Origin of the sequence: Sphaerisporangium sp. NPDC049003 (genome assembly GCF_043197795.1) — a bacterium.
In the GTDB taxonomy this organism is placed as follows: domain Bacteria; phylum Actinomycetota; class Actinomycetes; order Streptosporangiales; family Streptosporangiaceae; genus Sphaerisporangium.
Map to the genome: position 1 here is coordinate 234,154 of NZ_JBICTU010000005.1, position 23,875 is coordinate 258,028.

20 protein-coding genes are annotated in these 23,875 nt (G+C 69.5%); 9 read left to right on the forward strand and 11 right to left on the reverse strand.

What is annotated here, in order from left to right:
- Positions 1–86 precede the first annotated feature (86 nt).
- Entirely contained in the window at positions 87–3,110 is a 3,024-nt protein-coding gene (locus ACGFIV_RS07580; RefSeq protein WP_392832897.1) for a discoidin domain-containing protein, read from the forward strand.
- A 147-nt stretch (positions 3,111–3,257) separates the two neighbouring features.
- Here the strand turns inward: ACGFIV_RS07580 and lexA are convergent, their stop codons facing one another.
- Positions 3,258–3,917 carry a transcriptional repressor LexA gene (lexA, locus tag ACGFIV_RS07585; protein WP_392832900.1) on the reverse strand — a complete coding sequence of 220 codons (660 nt, stop codon included), beginning with the start codon at positions 3,915–3,917 and terminating at the stop codon, positions 3,258–3,260.
- Positions 3,914–3,991, reverse strand: a complete 78-nt coding sequence (locus tag ACGFIV_RS07590; RefSeq protein WP_358557059.1) for a hypothetical protein — start codon at positions 3,989–3,991, stop codon at positions 3,914–3,916. Before ACGFIV_RS07590 ends, lexA begins: the two co-directional genes overlap by 4 nt.
- A 288-nt stretch (positions 3,992–4,279) precedes the next feature.
- On the opposite strand from ACGFIV_RS07590, the gene ACGFIV_RS07595 reads away from it, so the two are divergent.
- A complete protein-coding gene (locus tag ACGFIV_RS07595; RefSeq protein ID WP_358557021.1) occupies positions 4,280–4,429 on the forward strand; it encodes a hypothetical protein in 150 nt (49 codons plus the stop codon).
- A gap of 8 nt (positions 4,430–4,437) precedes the next feature.
- Here ACGFIV_RS07595 and ACGFIV_RS07600 read toward each other — a convergent pair whose 3' ends face one another.
- The 5 genes from ACGFIV_RS07600 to ACGFIV_RS07620 form a co-directional block, all read right to left on the reverse strand.
- Positions 4,438–7,356 carry a BTAD domain-containing putative transcriptional regulator gene (locus tag ACGFIV_RS07600; RefSeq protein ID WP_358557024.1) on the reverse strand — a complete coding sequence of 973 codons (2,919 nt, stop codon included), beginning with the start codon at positions 7,354–7,356 and terminating at the stop codon, positions 4,438–4,440.
- 249 nt (positions 7,357–7,605) lie between these two features.
- Positions 7,606–9,378, reverse strand: a complete 1,773-nt coding sequence (locus ACGFIV_RS07605; protein ID WP_358557027.1) for a 5'-nucleotidase C-terminal domain-containing protein — start codon at positions 9,376–9,378, stop codon at positions 7,606–7,608.
- A gap of 207 nt (positions 9,379–9,585) precedes the next feature.
- Positions 9,586–9,789 carry a DUF397 domain-containing protein gene (locus ACGFIV_RS07610; RefSeq protein ID WP_358557030.1) on the reverse strand — a complete coding sequence of 68 codons (204 nt, stop codon included), beginning with the start codon at positions 9,787–9,789 and terminating at the stop codon, positions 9,586–9,588.
- A 205-nt stretch (positions 9,790–9,994) separates the two neighbouring features.
- A complete protein-coding gene (locus ACGFIV_RS07615) occupies positions 9,995–10,198 on the reverse strand; it encodes a DUF397 domain-containing protein (protein ID WP_358557033.1) in 204 nt (67 codons plus the stop codon).
- On the reverse strand, positions 10,188–11,015 hold the full coding sequence (locus tag ACGFIV_RS07620; protein ID WP_358557036.1) for a helix-turn-helix transcriptional regulator: 828 nt from the start codon (positions 11,013–11,015) through the stop codon (positions 10,188–10,190). The genes ACGFIV_RS07615 and ACGFIV_RS07620 overlap by 11 nt, the downstream gene beginning before the upstream one ends.
- Before the next feature lie 174 nt (positions 11,016–11,189).
- Between ACGFIV_RS07620 and ACGFIV_RS07625 the strand changes: the two genes are divergently transcribed.
- Entirely contained in the window at positions 11,190–11,615 is a 426-nt protein-coding gene (locus ACGFIV_RS07625) for an ATP-binding protein (RefSeq protein ID WP_358557039.1), read from the forward strand.
- 272 nt (positions 11,616–11,887) lie between these two features.
- On the opposite strand, the gene ACGFIV_RS07630 is transcribed toward ACGFIV_RS07625, so the two are convergent.
- A complete protein-coding gene (locus tag ACGFIV_RS07630) occupies positions 11,888–12,466 on the reverse strand; it encodes a WHG domain-containing protein (protein WP_358557041.1) in 579 nt (192 codons plus the stop codon).
- A gap of 82 nt (positions 12,467–12,548) precedes the next feature.
- Between ACGFIV_RS07630 and ACGFIV_RS07635 the strand changes: the two genes are divergently transcribed.
- The 3 genes from ACGFIV_RS07635 (at position 12,549) to ACGFIV_RS07645 (ending at position 15,564) form a co-directional block, all read left to right on the forward strand.
- Positions 12,549–13,043: an FBP domain-containing protein gene (locus tag ACGFIV_RS07635; RefSeq protein ID WP_358557044.1), complete on the forward strand. Its 495-nt coding sequence runs from the start codon at positions 12,549–12,551 to the stop codon at positions 13,041–13,043.
- 83 nt (positions 13,044–13,126) lie between these two features.
- The gene (locus ACGFIV_RS07640; RefSeq protein ID WP_392832910.1) at positions 13,127–14,272 is read left to right on the forward strand and encodes a serine hydrolase domain-containing protein; all 1,146 of its coding nucleotides are present in this window, start codon (positions 13,127–13,129) and stop codon (positions 14,270–14,272) included.
- Positions 14,273–14,334: 62 nt separating this feature from the next.
- Positions 14,335–15,564 (forward strand): NAD(P)/FAD-dependent oxidoreductase, encoded by a 1,230-nt coding sequence (locus tag ACGFIV_RS07645; RefSeq protein ID WP_392832913.1) that lies wholly within the window; start codon positions 14,335–14,337, stop codon positions 15,562–15,564.
- A gap of 57 nt (positions 15,565–15,621) precedes the next feature.
- Here ACGFIV_RS07645 and ACGFIV_RS07650 read toward each other — a convergent pair whose 3' ends face one another.
- The 3 genes from ACGFIV_RS07650 to ACGFIV_RS07660 are packed head-to-tail and all read right to left on the reverse strand — an operon-like array spanning position 15,622 to position 20,239.
- Complete coding sequence (locus ACGFIV_RS07650; RefSeq protein WP_392832916.1) at positions 15,622–17,208, reverse strand: ThuA domain-containing protein; 1,587 nt, start codon at positions 17,206–17,208, stop codon at positions 15,622–15,624.
- Positions 17,201–20,032: a PQQ-dependent sugar dehydrogenase gene (locus ACGFIV_RS07655; RefSeq protein ID WP_392832919.1), complete on the reverse strand. Its 2,832-nt coding sequence runs from the start codon at positions 20,030–20,032 to the stop codon at positions 17,201–17,203. Before ACGFIV_RS07655 ends, ACGFIV_RS07650 begins: the two co-directional genes overlap by 8 nt.
- 60 nt (positions 20,033–20,092) lie before the next feature.
- Positions 20,093–20,239 carry a hypothetical protein gene (locus ACGFIV_RS07660; protein ID WP_392832922.1) on the reverse strand — a complete coding sequence of 49 codons (147 nt, stop codon included), beginning with the start codon at positions 20,237–20,239 and terminating at the stop codon, positions 20,093–20,095.
- A gap of 360 nt (positions 20,240–20,599) precedes the next feature.
- On the opposite strand from ACGFIV_RS07660, the gene ACGFIV_RS07665 reads away from it, so the two are divergent.
- The 3 genes from ACGFIV_RS07665 to ACGFIV_RS07675 all read left to right on the forward strand — a co-directional run bounded on the left by ACGFIV_RS07665 (position 20,600) and on the right by ACGFIV_RS07675 (position 23,874).
- A complete protein-coding gene (locus ACGFIV_RS07665; RefSeq protein WP_392832925.1) occupies positions 20,600–21,907 on the forward strand; it encodes an extracellular solute-binding protein in 1,308 nt (435 codons plus the stop codon).
- Between the two features lie 162 nt (positions 21,908–22,069).
- Positions 22,070–23,044: a carbohydrate ABC transporter permease gene (locus tag ACGFIV_RS07670; RefSeq protein ID WP_392832929.1), complete on the forward strand. Its 975-nt coding sequence runs from the start codon at positions 22,070–22,072 to the stop codon at positions 23,042–23,044.
- On the forward strand, positions 23,041–23,874 hold the full coding sequence (locus tag ACGFIV_RS07675) for a carbohydrate ABC transporter permease (RefSeq protein WP_358559949.1): 834 nt from the start codon (positions 23,041–23,043) through the stop codon (positions 23,872–23,874). Before ACGFIV_RS07670 ends, ACGFIV_RS07675 begins: the two co-directional genes overlap by 4 nt.
- Position 23,875 lies beyond the last annotated feature (1 nt).

Below are 23,875 nucleotides of genomic sequence, written 5' to 3' on the forward strand. Positions count from 1 at the left end.
ATCGGTGCACTCTCCATTCGGAGAGCGCTCTCCCTCTGATTACCCTTCGCCGACCTGGCAGGCACCCCCCGTATCGAGGAGAGATCGTGCACCCATCCCGCAGCCCAGGCAGATACCGGTTGGGCCTGTTGATCGCCACGCTGGTCGCGCTGGTCGCCTCCGGCCTGGCTCTGTCAGGCACCGCCATGGCCGTCGACACCCTGCTGTCGCAGGGAAAGCCGGCGACGGCCTCCTCATCCGAGGGCGCCGCATGGAGCCCTGCCATGGCCGTCGACGGCAACCTCACCGGCACGCGCTGGGCCAGCGCCTTCAGCGACCCCCAGTGGCTCCAGGTCGACCTGGGCGCCTCCGCGTCGATCACCCAGGTCGTGCTGACCTGGGAGGCGGCGTACGGCAAGGCGTTCAAGATCCAGACCTCGCCTGACGGCGCCGCGTGGACCGACGTGTACTCGACCACGACCGGCACCGGGGGCACGCAGACGCTCGCCGTCTCGGGCACCGGCCGGTACGTGCGGATGTACGGCACGGTCCGTGGCACCGGCTACGGCTACTCGCTGTGGGAGTTCCAGGTCTACGGCACCATCGGCGGCACCAGCCCGTCGCCGACGCCCACCATCACCCCGTCCGTTCCCCCCGGCAACTGGACAGAGATCTGGAAGGACGACTTCAACGGAGCCGCGGGCACCTCGCCCTCGGCGGCGAACTGGCTCCTGCGCACCGGCACCCAGTACCCCGGCGGCGCCGCGAACTGGGGCACCGGCGAGGTCGAGACCATGAGCGCCTCCACCGCCAACGTCTCCCTCGACGGCGCCGGCAAGCTCTCCATCAAGGCGATCAAGGACGGCGCGGGCAACTGGACCTCGGGACGCGTCGAGACGCAGCGCACCGACTTCACCCCGCAGCCGGGCGAGCAGCTCAGGTTCACCGCGACGCTCAAGCAGCCCGACGTGGCGAACGCCATGGGCTACTGGCCGGGCTTCCGCGCGACCGGCGCCGCCTACCGCGGCAACTACAACAACTGGCCGGGCGTCGGCGAGACCGACATCATGACCGATGTCAACGGCCGCAACCAGCTCTCCAATACCCTGCACTGCGGCACGGCCCCCGACGGCGTGTGCGCCGAGTACAACGGCCGCACCAGCGGCCTCGCCTCCTGCACCGGCTGCCAGACCGGGTACCACGAGTACACCCAGATCATCGACCGCACCAAGACCGACGAGGAGATCCGCTTCTACCTCGACGGCAAGCAGACCTGGATCGTCCGCGAGAGCCAGGTCGGGGTCGCCGCCTGGCAGGCCGCCGTCCAGCACGGCTTCTACCTGCGGTTCGACCTGGCCATCGGCGGATCGCTGCCGAACGCGATCGCCGGATTCACCACCCCGACCCCGGCCACGACCTCCGGCGGCGTCCTCAGCGTCGACTCCGTCTCGGTTTCCAGGAGCGTCGGCACCGTGCCGGCCGCGATGACCGACCCGGCCACCCCCGCCGGCCCGAGCGTGGTCAGGGTGACGGGCACCCAGGGCAACTGGCAGCTCAACGTCAACGGCTCGCCGTACGAGCTCAGGGGCCTGACGTACGGCCCGCCGCAGGGCGCCGCCGACGGCTATATGCGTGACCTGAAGGGCATGGGCGTCAACACGATCCGCACCTGGGGCGTCGACGACGCCAACACGCCGACCCTGCTCAACAGGGCCGCGCAGCAGGGCATCAAGGTCGTCGTCGGGCACTGGCTGAACCAGGGCGCCGACTACGTGAACGACACCGCCTACAAGACCAGCGTGAAGAACGAGATCGTCGCCCGGGTGAACGCGCTCAAGGGGTACCAGGGCGTGCTGATGTGGGACGTCGGCAACGAGGTCATCCTCACCATGCAGGACCACGGCCTGTCGGCGGCCGAGGTCGAGGCGCGCCGTGTCGGCTACGCCAAGTTCGTGAACGAGGTCGCCGTGGCCATCCACGCCGCCGACCCCAACCACCCGGTCACCTCGACCGACGCGTGGACCGGCGCCTGGCCGTACTACAAGACGTACTCCCCGGCGCTCGACCTGCTCGCGGTCAACTCCTACGGCGCGATCGGCGGGGTCAAGCAGGCGTGGATCGACGGCGGCCACACCAAGCCGTACATCATCACCGAGGGCGGCCCGGCGGGTGAGTGGGAGGTGCCGAACGACGTGAACGGCGTCCCCACCGAGCCCACCGACCTGCAGAAGCGCGCGGGGTACACCGCGAGCTGGAACGCCATCAAGGGCCACCCGGGCGTCGCGCTCGGAGCCACCGAGTTCCACTACGGGCTGGAGAACGACTTCGGCGGCGTGTGGCTCAACACCTTCACCGGCGGATGGCGCCGGCTCGGCTACCACGCGCTCAAGCAGGCCTACACCGGCCAGGCGTTCGCCAACACGCCGCCGGAGATCACGGCCATGACGGTCGGCTCACAGACCAGCGTCCCCGCGGGCGGTCAGTTCACCGTCGGCGTCACCGCGAACGACCCGAACGGCGATCCCATCCGCTACAACCTGATGGCGAGCAACAAGCACATCACCGGCAACACCGGCTTCTCGCACCTGCGGTTCACCGAGACGGCTCCCGGCCAGTTCTCGGTCACCGCGCCGGAGCAGATGGGCGTGTGGAAGGTCTACGTCTACGCCTTCGACGGCCAGGGCAACGTGGGCATCGAGCAGAAGTCGTTCCGCGTCGTGCCTCCGACGATCCCCGGCACCAACGTGGCGCTCGGCAAGACGACCACCGCCTCGTCCTACCAGCCGACCGGGGACGGCGGGCCGTTCCTGCCCTCCAAGGCGACGGACGGCAGCTTCACCACCCGGTGGGCGAGCGACTGGAGCGACCCGCAGTGGCTGCAGGTCGATCTGGGGAGCGCCACCGCGATCAAGCACGTGGAGCTCGGATGGGAGGCCGCCTACGGCAAGGCCTACCAGATCCAGACCTCCAACGACGGCACCACCTGGACCAACGCCTACTCCACCACGGCCGGTGACGGCGGCTTCGACGAGATCGACGTGAACGTGTCCGCCAGATACGTCCGCCTCAACCTCGCCCAGCGCGGCACCGCCTACGGCTACTCCCTCTGGGAGTTCGGCGTGTACCGGTAACCGCTCCGTCCAACCGCCACAGACCACCCATCCCGGCCCCCGGCCTCACCGCCCGGGGGCCGGCCCTCGTCCTCGCCATCCGTTACGCCGCCCTGACGTACCGGCACGCGATGCCGCGACGCGCCCGCGGCGAGAGGCGGGGTGTGCTCAGACGCTGCGAAGGACCGAGACCACGATGCCCAGCACCACGGAGCCGTCACCGTCGATGACGTCGTAGGCGGGGTTGCGCGGTTCGAGATGGACGTGCCCGTCGCGCCGGCGAAACACCTTCACGGTGGCCTCGCCGTCGATCATCGCGGCGACGATCTGGCCCGAGTGCGCCTCGGGCTGCTGCCGTACCACGACGATGTCGCCGTCGCAGATCGCGGCGTCGATCATCGAATCGCCCCGCACACGCAGACCGAACAGGTTGCCACGCCCGGTGATGTCGCGGGGCAGGGTCAGCATGTCGTCCAGGTGCTGGTCGGCCACGATGGGACTGCCCGCGGCGATGTCTCCGACCACCGGCACGGTCACCAGGTCCGCGGCCGGTTCCGGCGCCGAGGCTCGCAGGAACAGACGCACGTCGATCGGCCGGGTCATGGCCGTGCTCCGGCGGAGGAACCCCTTCTCCTCCAGGCTCTTCAGGAGTTTCGACACCGATGAGGACGACCGCAGCCCGACCGCGTCGCCGATCTCGCGGGTGCTCGGCGGATACCCGTACCTGCCCACCCAGTCCCGGATCGTGGCCAGGATCCGCTGCTGGCGCTGCGGCAGGGCCGAGAAGTCCAGGTACTCGAACGCGTCAGGATCGTCGTAGGTGGTCACCTGCGAAATGCTAAGGCCGGAACCCCTTCGGCCGCTTGTACGAGGGCGGCGGGGTCGAACGCCGCCTGCTCGATCTCGGCGAAGTAGTTCTCCGGGTCGCGGAGGAGACGGTGAAACCCCCGTGAAACCGGCGTTTTCTAGAGTGCTCTCGTGATGACCGCCGGGCGGGTGGAACCGGCGATGACCACGGGCGCGTCATCGCCGGACCGGCTGGGACGCGATACGCGCTTCGCGGGCATCACGGGCCGCCGTCGCCACGGGGAAGTTGGGGCGGCGGCGGCCACGGGGACGCCCAGGCGTGCATAATGTCGCGCCTGGCCGGATGATCGGCCGTTCGCCACCGCGATCGCAGGAGGAACCGCGTGAAGAAGCTGAAGGGGGCGCTGCTCGCCCTGGTGGTGGCCGGGCTGCTGGGGGCCGGTGCCGCGCCGGCCGCCGCCGTCGAGGTGGACCCCTGCCACAGCCGGCAGTACGGCTGCGACAGTCACTGGATGGACCCCGGCGCGGGCTGAGGGTGAGTTCAGCCGGAGGCGGGCGGCGAGCAGAGCGTGTCGAGGGCGCTGCGGGCCTCGCGGGCGCGCTCGTGCCACAGCGGGAGCCCGATCGCGTCGAACTCCGCCGCCGCCCGCTCCAGCATCGACCTGGCGAGCCGAAGCTCGCCGCGCTCGGCCGCGAGGTTCCCCCCTGCCAGCCGGGCGCGGGCGGCGACGAACGGCTCGCCGATCGTGACGGCCTTGGCCAGCGCGGCGTCCAGGTAGTCCGCGGCGCGGTCGAGCTCCCCGCCCAGCAGAGCGGCCTCGCCCATGCCGAGCAGGCCGTACGTCTCGCCGATACGGTCCCCGGTGTTCCGGGAGGCGTCGAGGACCTGCCAGTACGCGGCCTCCGCCTCGGTCGCCCTGTTCTGGCGCAGGTACAGCAGCCCGAGCCGGTTGAGTATCTGCGCGCTGCCCCGCGCGTCGCCCAGCTCCAGGTAGACGCCGAGCGCCTGCTCCAGCAGCGGGGCCGCCTTCTCCGCGTGGTCGTTCTCGATGTGGATCTGCGCGATGCTCCCGAGCACGTGCGCCTCGGCGTGCCGGTCGCCGACGTCGCGGAGCATCCGCAGCGCCCGCCCGTACTGGGCCAGGGCCGTCTCCGCGTTCCCCTCCACCCGGTCGAGCAGGGCCGCGTTGCGGAGGGCGAGCGCCTGCCCGTGCGGGTCGCCCACCGTCTCGAAGATGGGCAGCGCCGCCTCGAAATACGGACGGGCGGCGGCGTAGCGCTGCCGGAAGATCTCCAGCGTGCCGAGCGAGTACCGCATGGCCGCCTCCCCCCGCAGGTCTCCCGTACGCCTGGCGGCGGCGAGCGCGGTACCGCACGTGTGCGACCAGTCGTCGAAGTGGCCCTGCGACTCGAACAGCGTGACCGTGGACATCGCGAGGTCCCAGCAGATCTCGCTGAGACCGAGCCCGGCCGCCTGCTCGACCGCCGCGACCAGGCCGAGCCGCTCACTGCGCAGCCACCCCGCCGGGTCGGCCAGCAGGCGGCCCACGGCGGGCTCCTCCAGGTCCCACCGGGCACCGCCACCGTGCAGCACGGTGTAGTCGCCGCCGTACTGGAGCCGGTGCGCGCGCTCGGCCAGGGCCAGGTACGCGCCCGTCAGCCTGGTCAGCGCGGCCTCGGCCTCGCCCGGCGCCTCGTCCTCGGCTGCCCGCTCCCTGGCGTGCAGCCGTACCAGGTCGTGGATCCTGTAGCGGGGCTCGCCGATGCCGTCCGTGCCCGCGTACTCCACCAGTTGCGCCTCGACCAGGCTTTCGAGCACGTCCTCGGCCTCGCGCGAGGCGGCGGGAAGGAGCGCGGCGGCGACCCAGACCGCGAAGTCGGGGGTCTCCACCAGCCCCAGCCTGCGGTACAGCGACCGGGCCGGCTCGGTCAGCCCGGAGTAGCCCAGCGCGAGGCCGGCCCTGACCGACAGCGTGCCGTGGGTCAGCTCGTCGAGCCGGTCGTGCTCGGCCTCCAGCCGGGAGATGAGCCGCGACACCGTCCAGTGCGGCCGGGCCGCCAGCCGTGCCCCGGCGATGCGCAGGGCCAGCGGCAGCCGGTCGCACAGCTCGGCCAGCTCCCGCGCGGCCGGTCCGCCCTCGCGGAGCTCGGCACGTCCAGTGATCTTGCTCAGCAGCTCGACGGCGTCGCCGGTGCCGAGCATCCCGAGAGCGACCAGGTTCGCGGCGGGGAGCGCGGTGAGCCTGCCACGGCTGGTGACCAGGACCGCGCAGCCGGCGCCGGCGGGGATGAGCGGCTCCACCTGGGCCTCGTCGGCGGCGTCGTCGAGGACGACCAGCACGCGCCGGTCCGACAGCAGGTCACGGTAGACCTCGGCACGCTCGTCCAGGCTGTCGGGTACGAGCGCTCCGGCGACGCCGAGCGCGCGAAGGAAGCGTCCGAGCGCCTCGCGCGGTTCGACCCGGCCGGTTCCGGCGCCGCGCAGGTTGACGAAGAGCTGGCCGTCGGGGAACCGTTCCCGCGTGAGCTGGGCGGCCTGCACGGCGAGCGCCGTCTTCCCGACGCCCGCCATGCCGGAGACGACGCAGACCACGGGCGGGCCGAGCAGCAGGCCGGTGATCCGGCGCAGCTCGGCGTCCCGGCCGGTGAGGTCCCCTGTGGGCGCGGGAAGCAGGGCGGGGACCGGGCCCTGGCCGACCGGCTGGAGAGGCACGGGCATGATGTCCTCGTCCCCGCGCAGGATGGCGCCTTCCAGCTCCCGCAGCAGGGGACCGGGCTCGACCCCCAGCTCCTCGGCCAGGACCGTACGGGTGCTCCGGTACACGTTCAACGCGTCGGCGCGCCGGCCCGCCCGGTGCAGCGCCACCATCAGGCGCGCGGCGGACGACTCGGCGAGCGGGTCCTCGGCGAGGAGTGCGGTCAGCTCGGGGATCACCTGGTCGTGCCGTCCCAGCGCCATCTCGGCGTCGACGCGGTCGGTCAGCGCGCGCCTGCGTTCCTGCTCCAGCTCGGCGGCGGCCTCGGCGAGTTGCGGGACGTCGTGCAGGCCTGGGTAGGCGGTGCCGCCTCCCCACAGGGCCAGCGCCTCGGTGAGGAGTGCCGCCGCCATCTCGGGGTCGCCCTGGGCGAGGGCGCGGCGGCCTCGTTCGGCCAGGTCGGTGAAGTGCCAGGCGTCCACCTCGGCCCTGTGCGCGAGCAACGCGTACCCGGAGCGGTCGTGCCGGATCCGGTCGGCGCTGCCCAGCGACCGGCGCAGCCGGTGGACGAGGACCTGGAGGTTCTTCCCGGGGCGCGAGGCCGGCCGTTCGCCCCAGAGCGCGTCGGTCAGCGTCTCCGCGGGCACCGTACGGCCGCGCCAGCAGATGAGCAGCCCCAGCAGCTGTTCCTGGCGCCGTGACGCCAGCCGCACCGGGGCCGTGTCGCCGGCGACGGCCACGTCACCGATGACCCGGAACCTCACGGAGGCTTCCGGCCGGTTCGCGGGCTCAACCTGGCGCACCTCTTGCGGACGTCGGTCTCCGCCTGGGGGTGGCGTCGGCGGACAGGAGTATCGATGTGAGGATGATAACGATCATTAGTGGCCGGCACCTCCCAAAAGGGTGGTACCGGCCACTGTCCTGCGAAAGCCGTCCCAGGAACCAGCCCTGGGAACCGGTTCCGGGAACCCGACCCTAGGAGTCGGCCCCTAGGAATCGGTCCTGGAGGCGTCCTAGAAGACGGGCACGCCGGCGCGGACGAGCTTCCAGTTGGGGTCGGCGAAGGTGGCGGGGTCGATGGTGCCGGAGGCGCTCGCGGCGTCGATCAGCGCCTGGCGGATCTCCACCTGGGCGTTGTAGACCACCGGGGCGGTCTTGACGTGCGGGAAGCCGCCGCCGCCGGACTGCCGGTAGTTGTTGATCGCCACCACGAACTGCTGGCCGGCAGCCAGCGGCGCACCCTTGTACGACAGGTTGACGATACGGTCCCCGACCGGCTTGGAGATGTCGATGTCATAGGTGACACCCGAAAGCTGGTCGTAGTTGTAGTCCGGGGTGCCGGCGGCGTTGGTCAGGGTGCCGAGGTCGATCGGCGCGCCGGGGGCCACCTGGTTGAAGTACTTGGCGGAGTACTCCAGGTAGTCCTTGATCTGCGTGCCGGTCAGCTTGACGCCGAGCAGCGTGTTGTCGTAGACGTACAGGCCCGCCATGTCACGGACGCTCACCGGCCCGGCCGGGAAGATCGCCGTGCGGCTGAAGGGAGCGGCGATCGACAGCACCGGCAGCGACGCGTCGGCCGTGCCCGCGACGGCCTTGGTGACCAGGTCGGTCTGCACCTTCTGGATGTAGTCGAGGATCGCGGTGTCCTTGTACGGCGACTCCGCCGCGGACAGCTGCTCCTTCGACTGGGCGATCACCTGGTTGACGTACTTGACGGTCTTGTCGTGCTGGCCCTTCATCAGGGCGACGATCTTCGGGTCCTCGGCGACCGTGTTGGTGTTGATCGTGGCCGACGACTTGGTGGTGACGGCCCACTTGCCGCGCTCCTTGGCGAGGGTGAAGTCCACCACGGAGAGACGCTGGCCGTACTTGCTCGGTTCGGTCAGCAGAACCTGCTTGCCGGTCGCCTTGTTGGTGACGAACTTCTGCGGCACGTCGTTGTGGGCGTGGCCGAACAGCACGGCGTCGATCCCGGGGACCTCCTCGGCGACCAGGCCGGCGGCGTTCTCGATCGGGAGGTCGGAGCCGTAGGACGACATGCCGTTGTCGCCGGCGTGCGCGGTGACCAGGACGACGTCGGCGCCGAGGGCGCGGATGACCGGCACCCACTTCTTCGCGGTGGCGACCAGGTCGAGGAACTTCAGCTTGCCGTCGACGTTGGCCTTGTCCCAGATCGCGATACCGGGGTTCGTCAGGCCGAGCACGCCGACCTTGACCGGCTTGTCGCCCTTGACGTTCATCGTCTTGATGATGAACGGCAGGTACGCGGGGAGGCCGGTCTTGGCGGACACGGCGTTGGCGCCGAGCACCGGGGCCTTCATCTGCTTGACCCACTTGGCCAGCATGGGCAGGCCATAGTTGAACTCGTGGTTGCCCAGGGTCACGGCGTCGTACCCGATGGCGTTCATCGCCTTGGCCATCGGGTGGGTCTGGCCGGTCTCGGTGATCGGCTCGACCTTGGCGTAGTAGTAGTCGAGGGGGGTGCCCTGGATGGTGTCGCCGGAGTCGAACAGCAGCGTGTGGTCGGCTCCGCGGTCCTTGCGGATCTGGTTGACCAGCGTGGACACCTTGGCGAGGCCCACGTCGTTGTGCGCGCTGTCGTCGAACTCGGCGTTCTTGAAGTAGTCCCAGTTCAGGGCGTTGCCGTGAATGTCGGAACTGGCCATCACGGTGATCTTCACCGAGTGGTCGGGCGTGGCGGAGGCGGGCGCTGCGGGCGCGGTGAGGCCGAGGGCCACGACGACCGTGGCACCGGCGGCGAGGGCCCGCCCAATTCTGGAACTCATGCCGGGGACCTTAGTAAGGGAAAGTTACTTAACGGTCACGAGTTCCTTATGGGACAAATCACCGCAGTGAACAACAGGAGGGAAGCTCGCCCACGATCACCATGATCGCATCCAGGGCCTCCTCGCGGTTAATAGCCACGACGACGCCGGCGGCGGGACCGCTCGGTGCCCACTACAGGGGCCGGTAGCCCAGAAGCGTCGTGTTCCTCAGGCGAGTGTGCCGCCCTTAACGCCGCTCAGGAACGCGGACCACTCACCCGGCGCGCAGACCAGCGCCGGACCGGCCGGGTTCTTACTGTCCCTGACCGCGAACACGCCAGGAACATTCGACGCCACCTCGACACAGTTGCCGCCGTCGCTACCGCTGTGAGTGCTCTTGCGCCACCGCGCACCCCGAAGATCATGATCCACTTTGGTTCACCGCTTCCTCGACGAGCCGGAGGGGACTGTCTTGACGGTACGGCCTGACCTGCGATCCGTCATGTCTTGCGAAGGCATTCATGAGAGGGAAAACGCAGCCCGACCACTTGTGCGGTCGGGCTGCGTACTCGCTCCTTGAAGTCGACGGGTTCCAGTTCATCGCCTGGTCGGGCTCCGTCGCCGAGAGCGGTACTCCTCAGGCGAGCGTGCCACCCTTGACGCCGTTCAGGAACGCAAACCATTCACGCGGCGCGCAGACCAGCGCCGGACCGGCCGGGTTCTTGCTGTCCCTGACCGCGAACAGCCCAGGAACGTTCGACGCCACCTCGACACAGTTGCCGCCGTCGTGGCCGCTGTAGGTGCTCTTTCGCCACTGAGCGCCGCGAAGGTCAAGAGCCACTTTGGTTCACCACTTCCTGTTGTATGAGCTTCAGAGACTGTCTGCACGAGAGGGCTTCAGCCCTGATCACGTCGTATAGACGTAGGAGCTTGCCCAGCGCATCACGGTCGTCAATTGTGTGCCCGTGGGGTTGTGCTTCCACGTAGGCCGCGTAGGGGACCCCGTTGCGCTCAGCGATGATGAAGCCTCCTAAAAGGCCGCAGATGGCCCATGCGGAGTAGGGCACAACCTGGAGGATCACCCCTGGGTACTGAGCGACCTCAAGCAGGTAGTTTAGTTGTCCCCGCATGACTTCGGCATCTGCTATTCGGCGACGTATTACGGCCTCGTCAACCAGGGCCGCGACCAGTGGGGGGGTATCGCGGTGCAGGATCGCCCGTCGTTGCATGCGCCCCGCCACACGTTCGTCGACCTCCTCTGGCCGGGTGCCCGGCGCTGCGGCGAAGATCTCTCGTGCGTACGCCTCGGTCTGGAACAGGCCCGGGACGAGCATCGGCTCCCAGCCTCTCAGGGCTGTCGCCTCCTCTTCCTCCTCCAGCCAGGGCCTGAAATGCTCGGGTGCCTTGTTCCAGGTGGTCGCGATGTACAGCCGCTTCATGGTGCCGTCGAGGCCGAAGACCTCGTCGCACAGCTCGGCGAAGCGTTCGGACGGGGGGCGTTTGGCGGTCTCGACCATGGCGACCATGGCGTCCGAATACCCCATGCGCTGGGCGAGCTGCCTTTGCGTGAGCTGGGCCGTGGCCCGGTGCTGACGCAGCTCGAAGGCGAAAAGGGCACGCGGGGACTCGTGAGGGTCGACATCGCTGCCGGGGGGCATGTCTCACCTACCATCAGAATAGGGACATTTAAGCTGACTAACCATTCCGCTAACCCAAGTGTGCCCGGGGTGTGAGCGGAAATCGCTACCGATCGTAGCCCTCTCTTGACACTCTGGTAAAGCGAAGTCTCCAACGACGCACGAACCTTTCCGGCGAGGCGAAAAGGCAAGCGCATGAGAACAGGAAGCCTGCTAGGCGTTACCGACCTGCTCGGTTTTCCCGAGTCGGTCTCACGAGCACGAGAGTACGTGAGGCATAAACTCGGGGAGGGTCATCCGGCGTTGGACGACGTGACGCTACTGGTTTCCGAGGTTGTCACGAATTCTGTGGTTCATTCCAACTCGCGAAACGGCGGGAGGGTGACGCTCGCCATCGCCGACTGTCACGACCTCATACACGTCGACGTGGTGGACGCCGGTGGTGACACCGCTCCGCATGTCGGCGGAGACCTTCTCGCCGAAGGCGGACGAGGGCTCATTCTGGTCGAGACGCTCTCGCATCGCTGGGACGTCTACGACCATCCGGCGGGGCGAACCGTCTGGTTCCAGGTGAAATACAAGCGTGGGGATGGTCATGACGGTCTTCCCACGACCGCGTAAGGGTCGAACCAGAGAAAGAAGCCCGGATTTCTGGCGATCACGAGGGAAGCAGAAAGGGGATGCGCGCAGGAGCCCCGGAAGCGTTCCGAGGGCTCCTCACAACACGTCTGGAAACAAAGGCACCCATGGGCGCATTGGTTGAGCGAGCGCTTTTCCCTGCCACGTACAGAAGGCCCGCAAGGCAGCCGTCAGGCATTCGAGCCTGGTCAGTAAGAATTCCCCGCATATGGGTGGGAAACGTCGATCATCCACCTGCGCCACGCGGCGTGTGATCACTCTGGATTCCCGGGCCAGTGTTCCAGTACCAGGTGGAGGGCGTCGAGGGATCGCTCCCAGGACGTCCGCACGTCGCGGGAGTGGCTGAATCCGCCATTGGCCTCAAGGGTGATGTAGCCGTGGAAGGCGCTGCGCAGCAGGCGGCCCGCGTCGGTGAGGTGGGGCTCGACCAGCCTGTACGCGCGGAGCATCGCGTGGGTGAGTTCGATGGTGCGGATGTAGGCGGTGCACTCGGCGAGGACGGCGGGGTCGATCTGGACCGCCTGGGTCGCCGCGTAACGGCCGGGGTGGGCCAGCGCGTAGTCCCGGTAAGCGTTGGCGAACGCGACCATGGCGTCCTTCCCGGCCCGGCCCGCGACCGCCGCGGCGATGCGGTCGGCGAGCTCGCCCGCGGCCAGCAGCGCGACGCGTTCCCGCAGATCCTTGAGGCCGCGGACGTGGGAGTACAGGCTCGCGTCCTTGACCCCGAAGCTCCGCGCCAGCGCGGACACGGTGATGTTCTCGAACCCGATGGCGTCCGCGAGGTCCGCGGCCGCCTCCGTCACGCGCTCGGTCGTCAGTCCCGCACGAGCCATCCGGCACCTCCATTTCCTAGAGACCCTAGGTAGTTGATTAATATATTGCATGCCGTCCCTAGGCGTTGTAGCGTTCCGCGGCATGAAAGCAGTAAGTGAGCACGAGATCCGTGCGTCGTTCGTCAACTGCTCCAAGGGGGAGGCCAAGCGGCTGACCCTCCTGCGGGGCCTGGCCGAGCAGCCCTGGGACGACCTCGACTTCCTCGGATGGCGCGACCCCGGCGCGCCGGATCGCGGCTATCTCGTCACCGAACGCGGCGGCGGGCTCGTCGGCGTGGCGCTCCGCCTGTCCGCCCAGCAGCGCGGGGGGCTCCGCCGTGGCATGTGCTCCCTGTGCCTGACCACGCATCCCGGCACCGGCGTCTCGCTGATGACCGCCCTGCGGGCGGGGCAGGCCGGGCGGGACGGCAACTCGGTCGGCGTGTACGTGTGTACCGACCTCGACTGTTCCCTGTACGTGCGCGGCAAGAAGATCCCCGACCTCGGAGGGCGGCTCGAAGAGTCCCTCACGGTGGAGGAGCAGATCGATCGCACCAGGATCAAGCTGTCCGCCTTCCTGGACAAGGTCATGGCGTGAGCCGGGACGCCCCGATCGGCCGCCCGCGAGCGCGGAGCAGGCCGGAACCGCCGAACAACCTGTTGTGAGAAGGAAGAGACACCATGCGCCACAGCGGATGGGCCGACGAGCGCTTCGGAGCGGTCGCGGACGCGTTCTCCCGTAACTTCGCCGAGTTCGCTGAGCTCGGCGCGGCCGTCACCGTCTTCGCGGGCGGGCGCAAGGTCGTGGACCTGTGGGGCGGCGTCGCGGACGAGCGCGGCGGCCGGCCGTGGGAGCGGGACACGATCGTCCCGGTCTTCTCCTGTGCCAAGGGCGTCGTCGGCATCTGCGCCCACCTGCTCGCACAGCAGGGACGGCTCGACCTCGACGCCCCGGTGAGCCGGTACTGGCCGGGATTCGCGCGGGCCGGCAAGGAGGCGATCACCACGCGCATGGTGCTCGGACACCGCGCCGGGCTCCCCGTCCTCGACCGCACGCTGAGCTTCGAGGAGATCACCGAGTGGACACCGGTGATCGACGCGATCGAGGAGCAGGAGCCCCTGTGGGAGCCTGGCGCCGCCTACGAGTACCACGCGCACGTCTTCGGCTTCCTCGTCGGCGAGGTGATCCGCCGGATCACCGGGCTCACCCCCGGCGCGTACTTCCGCGAGGCGATCGGGGACGAACGGGGACTCAGCACCTGGATCGGCCTGCCCCGGAGCGAGTTCGGACGGCTCGCCCGGCTCGCCGAAGCCGAGGGACGGCCCCCGATGCCCGGCCCCGAGACACTGCCTATGCGCATGGTCACGATGAACGGCGCGTTCGTCTTCCCCGGCCTGGACGAGCCTCACGGGTGGAACGACCCCGCGTTGCTCGGCGCCGAGGTCCCCGGCGCCGGCGCGGTCTCCTCGGCGAGCGGCCTCGCCGCGCTGTACGCCTCGGCCGTGACCGGAGTCGGCGGCTCGCCGAGGCTGCTGACACCGGAAACCGTCACCGGCGCCGTCCGGGAACTGTCATCCGGGGCCACGTGGTCGGGGTTCCCCGACGTGGGCGCCCGGTGGGGATCGGGTTTCCTGCTCGACTCCGGCTTCCGCCCCATGCTCGGCCCGCGCAGCTTCGGCAACGACGGCGCGGGCGGCCAGTTCGCCTTCGGAGACGACGAGTTCGGGATCGGCTTCGCCTACGTCGCCAACCGGATGATCGGCTACGGCGACGCGCGTGCCAGGCGGCTTGTTACGGCGGTACGGGAGTGCCTGACCGCCGCCTGAGCCGCGGTCCGGTGCATCCGCGAGGGCGCCGGCTCCGAAAGAAAGGGGAAGAGGAGGACTCCATGCCGGACTTCGGGGCGGACACGGTGGTGGTCGTCGGGGCCGGGCTCGCGGGCCTGGCGTGTGCCGTGCGGCTGTGTGCGGCGGGGGTGCCGGTGCGGGTGCTGGAGGCGTCCGCCAAAGTGGGCGGCCGGGTGCGCACGGACCGGGTGGAAGGCTTCCTGCTCGACCGGGGGTTCCAGGTGTTCAACACCGCCTACCCCGAGGCCGCGCGGGTCCTCGACATCGGCGCCCTGGATCTGCGGCCGTTCAGCTCCGGGCTCCTCGTCGCCCGCGACGGCGGGCATGAGCGCGTGATGCTCCCGTGGAAGCACCTGGAGCACGCCCTCAGCGGCGTCCTCGCGCAGGTCGGGTCGATCGCCGACAAGGCCGCGCTCGTGGCGATGACCGGCCGCGACCTGTCCTTTCCCGCCTCGCTCATCCGAGGGGGCAAGGAACGCACGACCGCCGCCGAGCTACGGCACTGGGGCATCTCCGACGAGATGGTGGACACGCTGCTGCGCCCCTTCCTGTCCGGCGTGCTGCTGGAACGGGAGCTGGAGACCTCCAGCCGCGTCTTCCATCTGTTCTGGCGCTCGTTCGCCCGGGGCACGATCGGCCTGCCGGCCCGGGGCATGGGGGAGATCCCGGCGCAGCTCGCCGCCCGGCTCCCCGAGGGGACGATCTCGCTGGAGACCCCCGTCGCGGCCGTCACCGCCGATGGCGTCGCGCTCGCGGACGGTACGGAGATCCGCGCCTCCGCCGTGGTCGTCGCCACCGACCCCGGCACCGCCGCCGCGCTGGTGCCCGGCCTGGACGTGCCCGCGATGCGCGCCGTCACGACCTTCTACCACGCCGCCCCGCGATCTCCCCTCGGCGAGCCCACGCAGGTCGTCGACCCCGAGGGGATCCTTGCCGACACGGTCGTGCTGACCGACGCGGCCCCGGAGTACTCCGCGTACGGCCGGGCGCTGATCTCGACGTCGGTTCTCGGCGTCGCGGGGGACCAGGACGAACCCCGGATACGCGCACGCCTCACCGAAATCTACGGCGACACCTCCTCCTGGGAGCACATCGCCACCTACCCGATCGAGGCGGCACTGCCCGCGATGCCGCCGCCCATGCCGCTGCGGCGCGCCGTCAGGCTGGGCCGGGGGCGCTACGTCTGCGGCGACCACCGCGACACCGGCTCCATCCAGGGAGCCCTGGTGTCCGGCCGTCGAACCGCCGACGCCCTGCTCGCCGGTTCGTGACGGCGAGCAGGGTGCGGCGCGTGGCCCCGGCCGGGGATCAACGGGGCCGCTGGCGTGTCAGGTGCCGTAGACCTCCATCTCCCAGAGGGAGTAGCCGTAGCCGGTGGCGCGCTGGGTGCCGTACAGGCGTACGTAGCGGGCGGTGGTGGCGGTGAAGGTGAGATCGTCTGTTCCGCCGTCGGATGTGGTGGTGGTGTAGGCGGGGGTCCAGGTGGTGCCGTTGGTGGAGGTCTCGATGCGGTAGGCCTTGCCGTAGGCGGCTTCCCAGGTGAGTTTGACGCGGTTGACCGAGCGGTTGGCGCCGAGGTCGATGGAGATCCACTGGGGGTCGGAGAAGGCGGAGGACCAGCGGGTTCCGGCGTTGCCGTCGTTGACGTTGGCGGCGGCGGTGCCGGCGTTCTCCACCGAGGAGGCGGTGACAGGACGTCCCTGCGACAGCAGCCCCGAGGTCGGCGGCGGCGTGACGGTCGGGGTGGGCGTGGGAGTCGTCACGGGACCGGTGGTCAGGGTGACCTCGTCGAGGTCGAACAGCGAGCCCGCGCCACCGGTGAACACCAGGAACAGCGGGCCGGTGGCGGTGCCGGTCAGCGTGGCGCTCACGGTCTGCCAGTTCTCCCAGCCGCCGGTCACCGGGACGGTCACCGATCCGAGCAGCGTCCCGGTGGCCGAACCCGACCGCACCTGGATGGTGCCGCCCGTGCCCGCCGACGCGACCCGCGCCGAGATGCCCGTGGCTCCGGCCGTGGAGACGCCGGAGAAGCCGAGCCAGTCACCGTTGTCGATGTAGCCGACCGCCTTGCCGCCGCGCGCGGAGGCCTTGTCGACCACCTGGGTGCCGAGCTGGGAGGTGAAGCTCTCGGCCTGCGTGGCGGCGGAGGGAGGCGGCGCCGTGCAGTCGCCCGTGGCGACGCCCGCCGCCCACCGGATCCCGCCGAGCAGGTGGGTGCGGAACAGCGGTTCCGCGTACGACTGCTGGGTGTGGCCGAGGCCGGTGTACCAGGCGCGACCGCCACGGAAGGGGCGGCACCACGAGATGGGGTGGTCGGCGCCCATCGACCCGCCGGTGTAGGTCGACTCGTCGAGCGTCGCCAGCACGTGCGCGACGTCACGCGGGTTGGTGCGGTAGTTGTACAGCTCGTCGGTGCGCACCCAGGCGGCGGGAAGACCGGCCGTCGAGGGGTGCGCGCGGTCCTCCACCCGCACGGTGACCTGCTGGATGGCGGGGTGCGACTGGAACCAGGCGCCGACGAGCTGGCCGTAGTACGGCCAGTCGTACTCGGTGTCGGCCGCCGCGTGGACGCCGACGTAGCCGCCGCCCGCGGCGATGTAGGACTCGAACGCCGTCTGCTGGGTGGCGTCGAGCACGTCCCCGGTGGTGCTGAGGAAGATGACGGCCTTGTACTGGGCCAGGTTGGCGGTGGTGAACGCGGTGGCGTCCTCGGTGGCGTCGACGGTGAAGTTGTTCGCCGCGCCGAGGTCGCGGATGGTCTGGATGCCGACGGGGATCGAGTCGTGCCGGAACCCGGCGGTCTTGGAGAACACGAGCACCTTGTAGGCGGGATCGGCCGCGAGGGCGCTCTGCGCGCCGATCCCGAAGACGGCCAGGATCAGGGCGCTCATCAGAGCGACAAGGAGTTTAGACACCGTAGACCTCCATTTCCCAGAGGGAGTAGCCGTAGCCGGTGGCGCGCTGGGTGCCGTACAGGCGTACGTAGCGGGCGGTGGTGGCGGTGAAGGTGAGATCGTCTGTTCCGCCGTCGGATGTGGTGGTGGTGTAGGCGGGGGTCCAGGTGGTGCCGTTGGTGGAGGTCTCGATGCGGTAGGCCTTGCCGTAGGCGGCTTCCCAGGTGAGTTTGACGCGGTTGACCGAGCGGTTGGCGCCGAGGTCGATGGAGATCCACTGGGGGTCGGAGAAGGCGGAGGACCAGCGGGTTCCGGCGTTGCCGTCGTTGACGTTGGCGGCGGCGGTGCCGGCGTTCTCCACCGAGGAGGCGGTGACAGGACGTCCCTGCGACAGCAGCCCCGAGGTCGGCGGCGGGCCCGATCCGGTGCCCAGGGTGAAGTCGTCCAGGTCGAACAGCGAGCCCGCGCCGCCGGTGAACACCAGGTAGAGCTTGGTCGTGCCCGCCGGGGCCCCCGACAGGGGAGCGGTGACGTCGGTGAAGGTCTCCCAGCCTCCGGTCACGGGCACGGTCGCGGTGCCGAGCAGCGTGCCGGTGGGGGATCCCGCCCTGACCTGGATGGATCCGCCGACGCCGCCCGAGCTGACCCGCGCGCTGAACGACGGGATGCCGGACAGGACGTACGGGTCGAACTCGATCCAGTCGCCGTTCTCGATGTTGCCGACGGTCTTGGCGCCGTGGGCGGCGGTCTTGTCGAACAGCGCGATGCCCTGCGAGGTGGTGTAGTGCTCGGCCTGGCGGGTCTTCGGCTGGGTGACGACCTGCGCGTGCGTGGTCAGGCCGCCCGCGTCGGTGTACTCGGCGTCCCAGACTCCGAACAGGTTGGCCGCGCCATCGTGCTCACCGTTGAGCGGGGTCTGGATCGTGCCGGTGCAGCCGGTCGCCGTGGCCATCGGGTGGCCGTGCGTGTCGTGCCCCAGGATGTAGTTCATCTTGACCCGGGAGCAGTCGATCGTGCCGTCCTCGGCGTCGGTCGCGGTGATCCGGTACGGCACCGCGTCGCCGAAGGAGAACACCTGGCCGTTCTGCGGGAGCTGGATGCTCACCACCGGCGCGGTGTTGCCGACGGTCACCGTGACGTTGGCGGTGGCGGTCTTGCCCGTGCTGTCGCGTACCGTCAGCGTGACGACGTAGGTGCCGTTGGTGGTGTAGGTGTGGGTCGGGTTGGCCGCCGTCGAGGTGCCGCCGTCGCCGAAGGCCCACGCGTAGGTGATCGCGTCGCCGTCGGGGTCGGAGGTGCCGGCCGAGGAGAACGCCACGTTGAGCGGCGCCTTGCCGCTCACCGGGTTGCCCGAGGCGACCGCGATGGGCGCCCGCCCGCCGGTGCCGCCGCCGATGTACTCGATGCGGTAGAGGGCGGAGTCGGCGTTGCCGTTGAACCACCCCGTGCCGTAGTCGAGCACATAAAGCGCCCCGTCGGGGCCGAAGGCCATGTCCATCACGGTCTTGCCCGACCAGGGGAAGGGCTGGATCGCGCCGCGGCTTCCGTCGCCGTTGACGACGATGTCCTTGATCCACCCGCGCTGGAGCTCACCCGCGAAGAAGTGGCCGTCCAGTGACTGCGGGAACTTGACCGGCGAGCTGACGCCGGTGTTGTAGCGGTAGACCACGCCGCCCATCGGCGACTCGGCGCCGCAGCCGAACTCCGGCAGCGAGCAGCCGTCGTAGGTGATCCACGCGGCCTTGGCCGGCGGCAGCTTGGCCTGCCCGGTGTTGTTGCGCGAGCTGTTGGTGGGCCCGCCCGCGCAGTCGTACTTGGCGCCGACCGTGCCGGTCGCGTAGTTGTACTGGGCGTAGGTCTCGGCCGGGGTGTTGTTGCCGGTGCAGTACGGCCAGCCGTAGAAGCCGGGCGAGGTGATCCGGTCGAACTCCACCTGGCCGCCGGGGCCGCGCGGGCCCGCCGCGCCGGCGTCCGGGCCGTAGTCGCCGAGGTAGACCACGCCGGTGGCCTTGTCCACGCTCATCCGGAACGGGTTGCGGAACCCCATGGCGTAGATCTCGGGCCTGGTGTTCGCCGTCCCCGGCGCGAACATGTTGCCGGCCGGGATCGAGTACGAGCCGTCGGCGTTGACCTTGATGCGCAGCACCTTGCCGCGCAGGTCGTTGGTGTTGGCCGCGCCGCGTTGCGCGTCCAGGAAGGGCGCACGGCCCGCACGGTCGTCCAGCGGGGCGTAGCCGTCGTTGAAGCCGGGCTCGGTGTCGTCGCCGGTGGTCAGATACAGGTTGCCCGCGGCGTCGAAGTCGATGTCGCCGCCGACGTGGCAGCAGGCGCCCCGGTTGGTCTTGACCTCAAGGACGGTCTTCTCGCTGGCGGTGTTGAGGGTGTTGTCGGCGTTCAGCGTGAAGCGCGACAGCCGGTTGACGCCCTCGAACTTGGCGAAGTCGGCCGGGGTGCCGTCCAGCGGGGAGCCGTTCGGCGGGGTGTTGAGCGGCGGGGCGTAGTACAGGTAGATGAACCGGTTGGAGGCGAACCCGGGGTCGACGCCGACGCCCTGCAGGCCCTCCTCGTCGTTGAAGTACACGGCCAGTTTGCCGGAGACCTTCGTGTTCCCGGCGGCGTCGGTGACGCGCACTGTGCCGTCACGGGCCGTGTGCACGACCGAGCGGTCGGGCATCACGGCCATGGACATGGGTTCGCCCACCTCGGCCACGCCCTTGGCGAGGGTGACCTGCTGGAACTGGGCGGGGTCGACCGGCGCGGCGTGCGCCGGGAGCGGTTGCGCGATGAGAGCCAGCGCCAGCAGCGTGGCACCAGCCCATCGGCGGATCGAGGGTTTCGCGGGCATGGCGGCATCCAGGGGGTGGGGGGTGACCGGGGCCCCACTGGCGCGGGCCCCCGGTGGCGCTCACTGGTAGACGCGGACGTAGTCGACGAGCAGCTTCTCCGGGAGAACGGTGGTCGCGTCGCCGTACGACAGGAGCTCGCCGCCGCCCGGGTCGACCGTGGGGGCGATGGTCGGCGTGCAAGGACCGCGGCCGGTGCGGACGATCACGGCGTCTCCTCGGCAGGCATGGGGTTCGGGGAGCGCTCCCGGAGATCGAGAGTGCGCTCTCTCGCCAGGAGCTGTCAAGGGCCCAATTAACTCGGAGGAAACCTTGCGCACATCCGCGCGCAATCGGTGACGCAGATCTGAGAGCGCTCTCAATCTGCTCAGGAAACACTCCTTCTTGCCCTCTGACCTGCATGAACGGTGAGGGAACAGAGAGAGCGCTCCCTAGGGGAGGGGGCGGAACCGGTGTCCAGGTCACGACGATCGTTATCGGCGAACCCGTTGACACGGGGGGCGCAACGGAATGAACCTTCTCAGGGAGCGCTCCCTCCATGATCATTAATAGCCCCCCAGGGAGGGTCTATGGGCAAGCTTCGCCCCGGGATGCTCGTCACCCCGCTACTCGCCGCCGTACTGGCCGTCAGCGTGACCGCATGTGGCGGTGACAGCGGTGGCGGCGCGGGTGCCTCTTCGGGCGCCACACAGCCGGCCGAGAAGATCAAGCTGACGGTCGCGCTGTTCAGCGACTTCCACTTCGCTCCTCTGTACGAGGAGTTCAAGAAGACGCACCCGAACGTCGAGATCGTCGAGCGCCGGGCACAGTTCAACGACCACCACAAGAACCTCACCACGCAGCTGGCCACGGGGGCGGGCGCTGCCGACGTCGAGGCGGTCGAGGCGGGCTACATCGCCACGTTCACCCCGCTGGCCGGCAAGTTCTACAACCTCAACGACTACGGCCTCGGCAAGCGGCAGAGCGACTACCTCGACTGGAAGTGGAAGCAGGGTCTGTCCACCGACGGCACCCAGCTGCTGGGTCTCGGCACCGACGTCGGCGGCCTCGCCATGTGCTACCGCACCGACCTGTTCAAGAAGGCCGGCCTGCCCACCAACCGGGACGAGGTGTCGCAGCTCTGGCCCACCTGGGAGGCGTACCTGGAGGCGGGCAAGAAGTTCGTCGGCGCGAAGGTGTCGGGCGCCAAGTGGTTCGACGGCCCCGGTGAGAACTTCCGCGCCATGGTCGACCAGGCCCCCGTCGGGTTCTACGACGAGCAGAACAACCTGGTCGCCGGCACCAACCCGGACGTGAAGAAGGCGTTCGACCTGTCGGCCCAGATGATCCAGGCCGACGAGTCGGCCAAGCTCAACGCCTTCAGCCCGCCGTGGAACACCGGTCTCACCAAGGGCTCGTTCGCGACCATCATCTGCCCGTCCTGGAAGACCGGCAGCATCAAGGACGCGGCCCCGACCACGGCCGGCAAGTGGGACGTGGCGGCGGTGCCCGGCGGTGGCGGCGGCAACCAGGGCGGCACGCACCTGATGGCCCCCAAGCAGGGCAAGCACCCCAAGGAGGCGGCCGAGCTCATCGACCTGCTGACCAACAAGGACACCCAGCTCAAGCTGTTCACCGACGCCGGGGCCCTTCCCTCCATCCCCGCCCTCTACGACGACCCGACCATCACCGGGTTCAAGAACCCGTTCTTCAGCGACGCGCCGACCGGAAAGATCTTCACCGACGCCGCCAAGGCCCTCAAGCCGCAGCACGTGGGTCCGAAGGCCGGCGACGTCCTGACGACTTTCGGCAACGCCCTCCAGCGCATCGAGCAGGGCAAGCAGACGCCGGAGGAGTCCTGGGCGCAGTCGCTCAAGGACCTCGAAAGGATCAAGTAACCCGCCGGGGGTGGCCGGCCCGGTGACACCGGGCCGGCCACACACCTGCCGGACGCGCCGCCGGGCGTGCCTGACCAGGTGATCCCTCCGCATCCGATGACGGGGCGCGCCGCACCGACGGCCCGCCCTGCCCGATCCGATGGCTTGCCGAAAGGAGCTGCCATGGCCACCCGTGCCCCCGACAACCTGGCGGCGATCCCGCCTCATCCGCCGGTGCGGCCCGGACCCGGGACGCACCGGCGCCACCTGGCGCACCGGATGGACGTCAAGGCCTCGCCGTACGCCTACGTCGCCCCGTTCTTCCTGCTCTTCTGCGCGTTCGGGCTGTTCCCCCTCGCGTACACCGCCTGGGTGAGCCTGCACGACTGGACGTTGCTGTCCGACGTGCACAAGTTCGTCGGGCTCGACAACTTCGCCACCCTGCTCGGCGACGACTACTTCTGGAACGCCACGTTCAACACGCTGTCCATCGGCGTGCTGTCGACGGTGCCCCAACTGCTGCTGGCCATCTGGCTGGCGCACCTGCTGAACCGCCCGCTACGGGCCCAGACCCTGTTCAGGGTCACGCTGCTGCTGCCGAACGTGACCAGCGTGGTCGCGGTCGTCGTCATCTTCAGTCAGCTCTTCGGCCGGGACTACGGCCTGATCAACTGGGTTCTGTCCTGGTTCGGCGGCGGCGCCATCGACTGGAACGCCGGGACCGCCACCTCCCACACCGCGATCTCGATCATGATCATGTGGCGGTGGACGGGCTACAACACGCTGATCTTCCTGGCGGCCATGCAGGCCGTGCCGCGCGAGCTGTACGAGGCCGCCACCATCGACGGGGCGAGCGGCTTCACCCAGCTCCGCAAGATCACGGTCCCGATGATCCGGCCCACGATCGTGTTCGTGGTCATCACCTCCACGATCGGCGCCATGCAGGTGCTCGCCGAGCCGCTGCTGTTCGGCACCTACAGCATCACCGGCGGTCCCGACCGCCAGTACCAGACGCTGTCGCTGTTCATCTACGAGAACTTCACCAAGCTGGACTTCGGCTACGCCTCTGCCGTCTCCTGGATGATGTTCCTCTTCATCGTCGTCATCGCGGGTGTGAACTACCTGCTCACCCGCCGGACGAGAGGAAGCCTGACGTGAACCGGCGCCTCGGTGCGAGCTCGGCCCGCACGCTCACCTACCTCACCCTGCTGGCGGTGGCGTTCTTCTCGGCCCTCCCGCTGTACTACAGCGTGGTCGTCGCCTCGCGCGACAACTCGGCGCTGGCCGACGTGCCGCCCCCGCTGTTCCCGGGCGGCAACCTCCTCGCCAACGTGGAACGGGTCTTCGACACCGTGCCCTTCGCGCTCGCGCTGCTGAACTCCGTCCTGGTCTCGGGCGCCATCGCGATCTCGGTGATGTTCTTCTCCACCCTGGCCGGGTTCGCCTTCGCCAAGCTGCGCTTCCGCGGCGGCAAGATCCTGCTGGTGGTCACCGTGGCGACCATGATGGTGCCGACCCAGCTCGGCATCATCCCGCTGTACCTGCTCATGGTGAAGCTGGAGTGGACCGGCTCCATGTACGCGCTGATCGTCCCCGCGCTCACCAACGCCTTCGGCGTGTTCTTCATGACGCAGTACCTGTCGCGGGCGCTGCCGACCGAGCTGCTGGAGGCCGGCCGGGTCGACGGCTGCACCACCTGGGGCCTGTTCTGGCACGTGGTGCTCCCCGCCGCGCGCCCCGCGGCGGCCGTGCTCGGCATGCTGACCTTCATGTCCGCGTGGAACGACTACTTCTGGCCGCTGGTCGTGCTGACCCCGGAGAACCCCACCGTGCAGGTCGCGCTGTCGACGCTCGCCGCCGGGTACGTCAGCGACTACGCGCTCAGCCTGACCGGAACGGCACTCGGCACGCTGCCGCTGGTCATCGTGTTCGCCCTGCTCGGAAAGCAGGTCATCGGAGGAATCATGCAAGGAGCTGTGAAGGGATGAC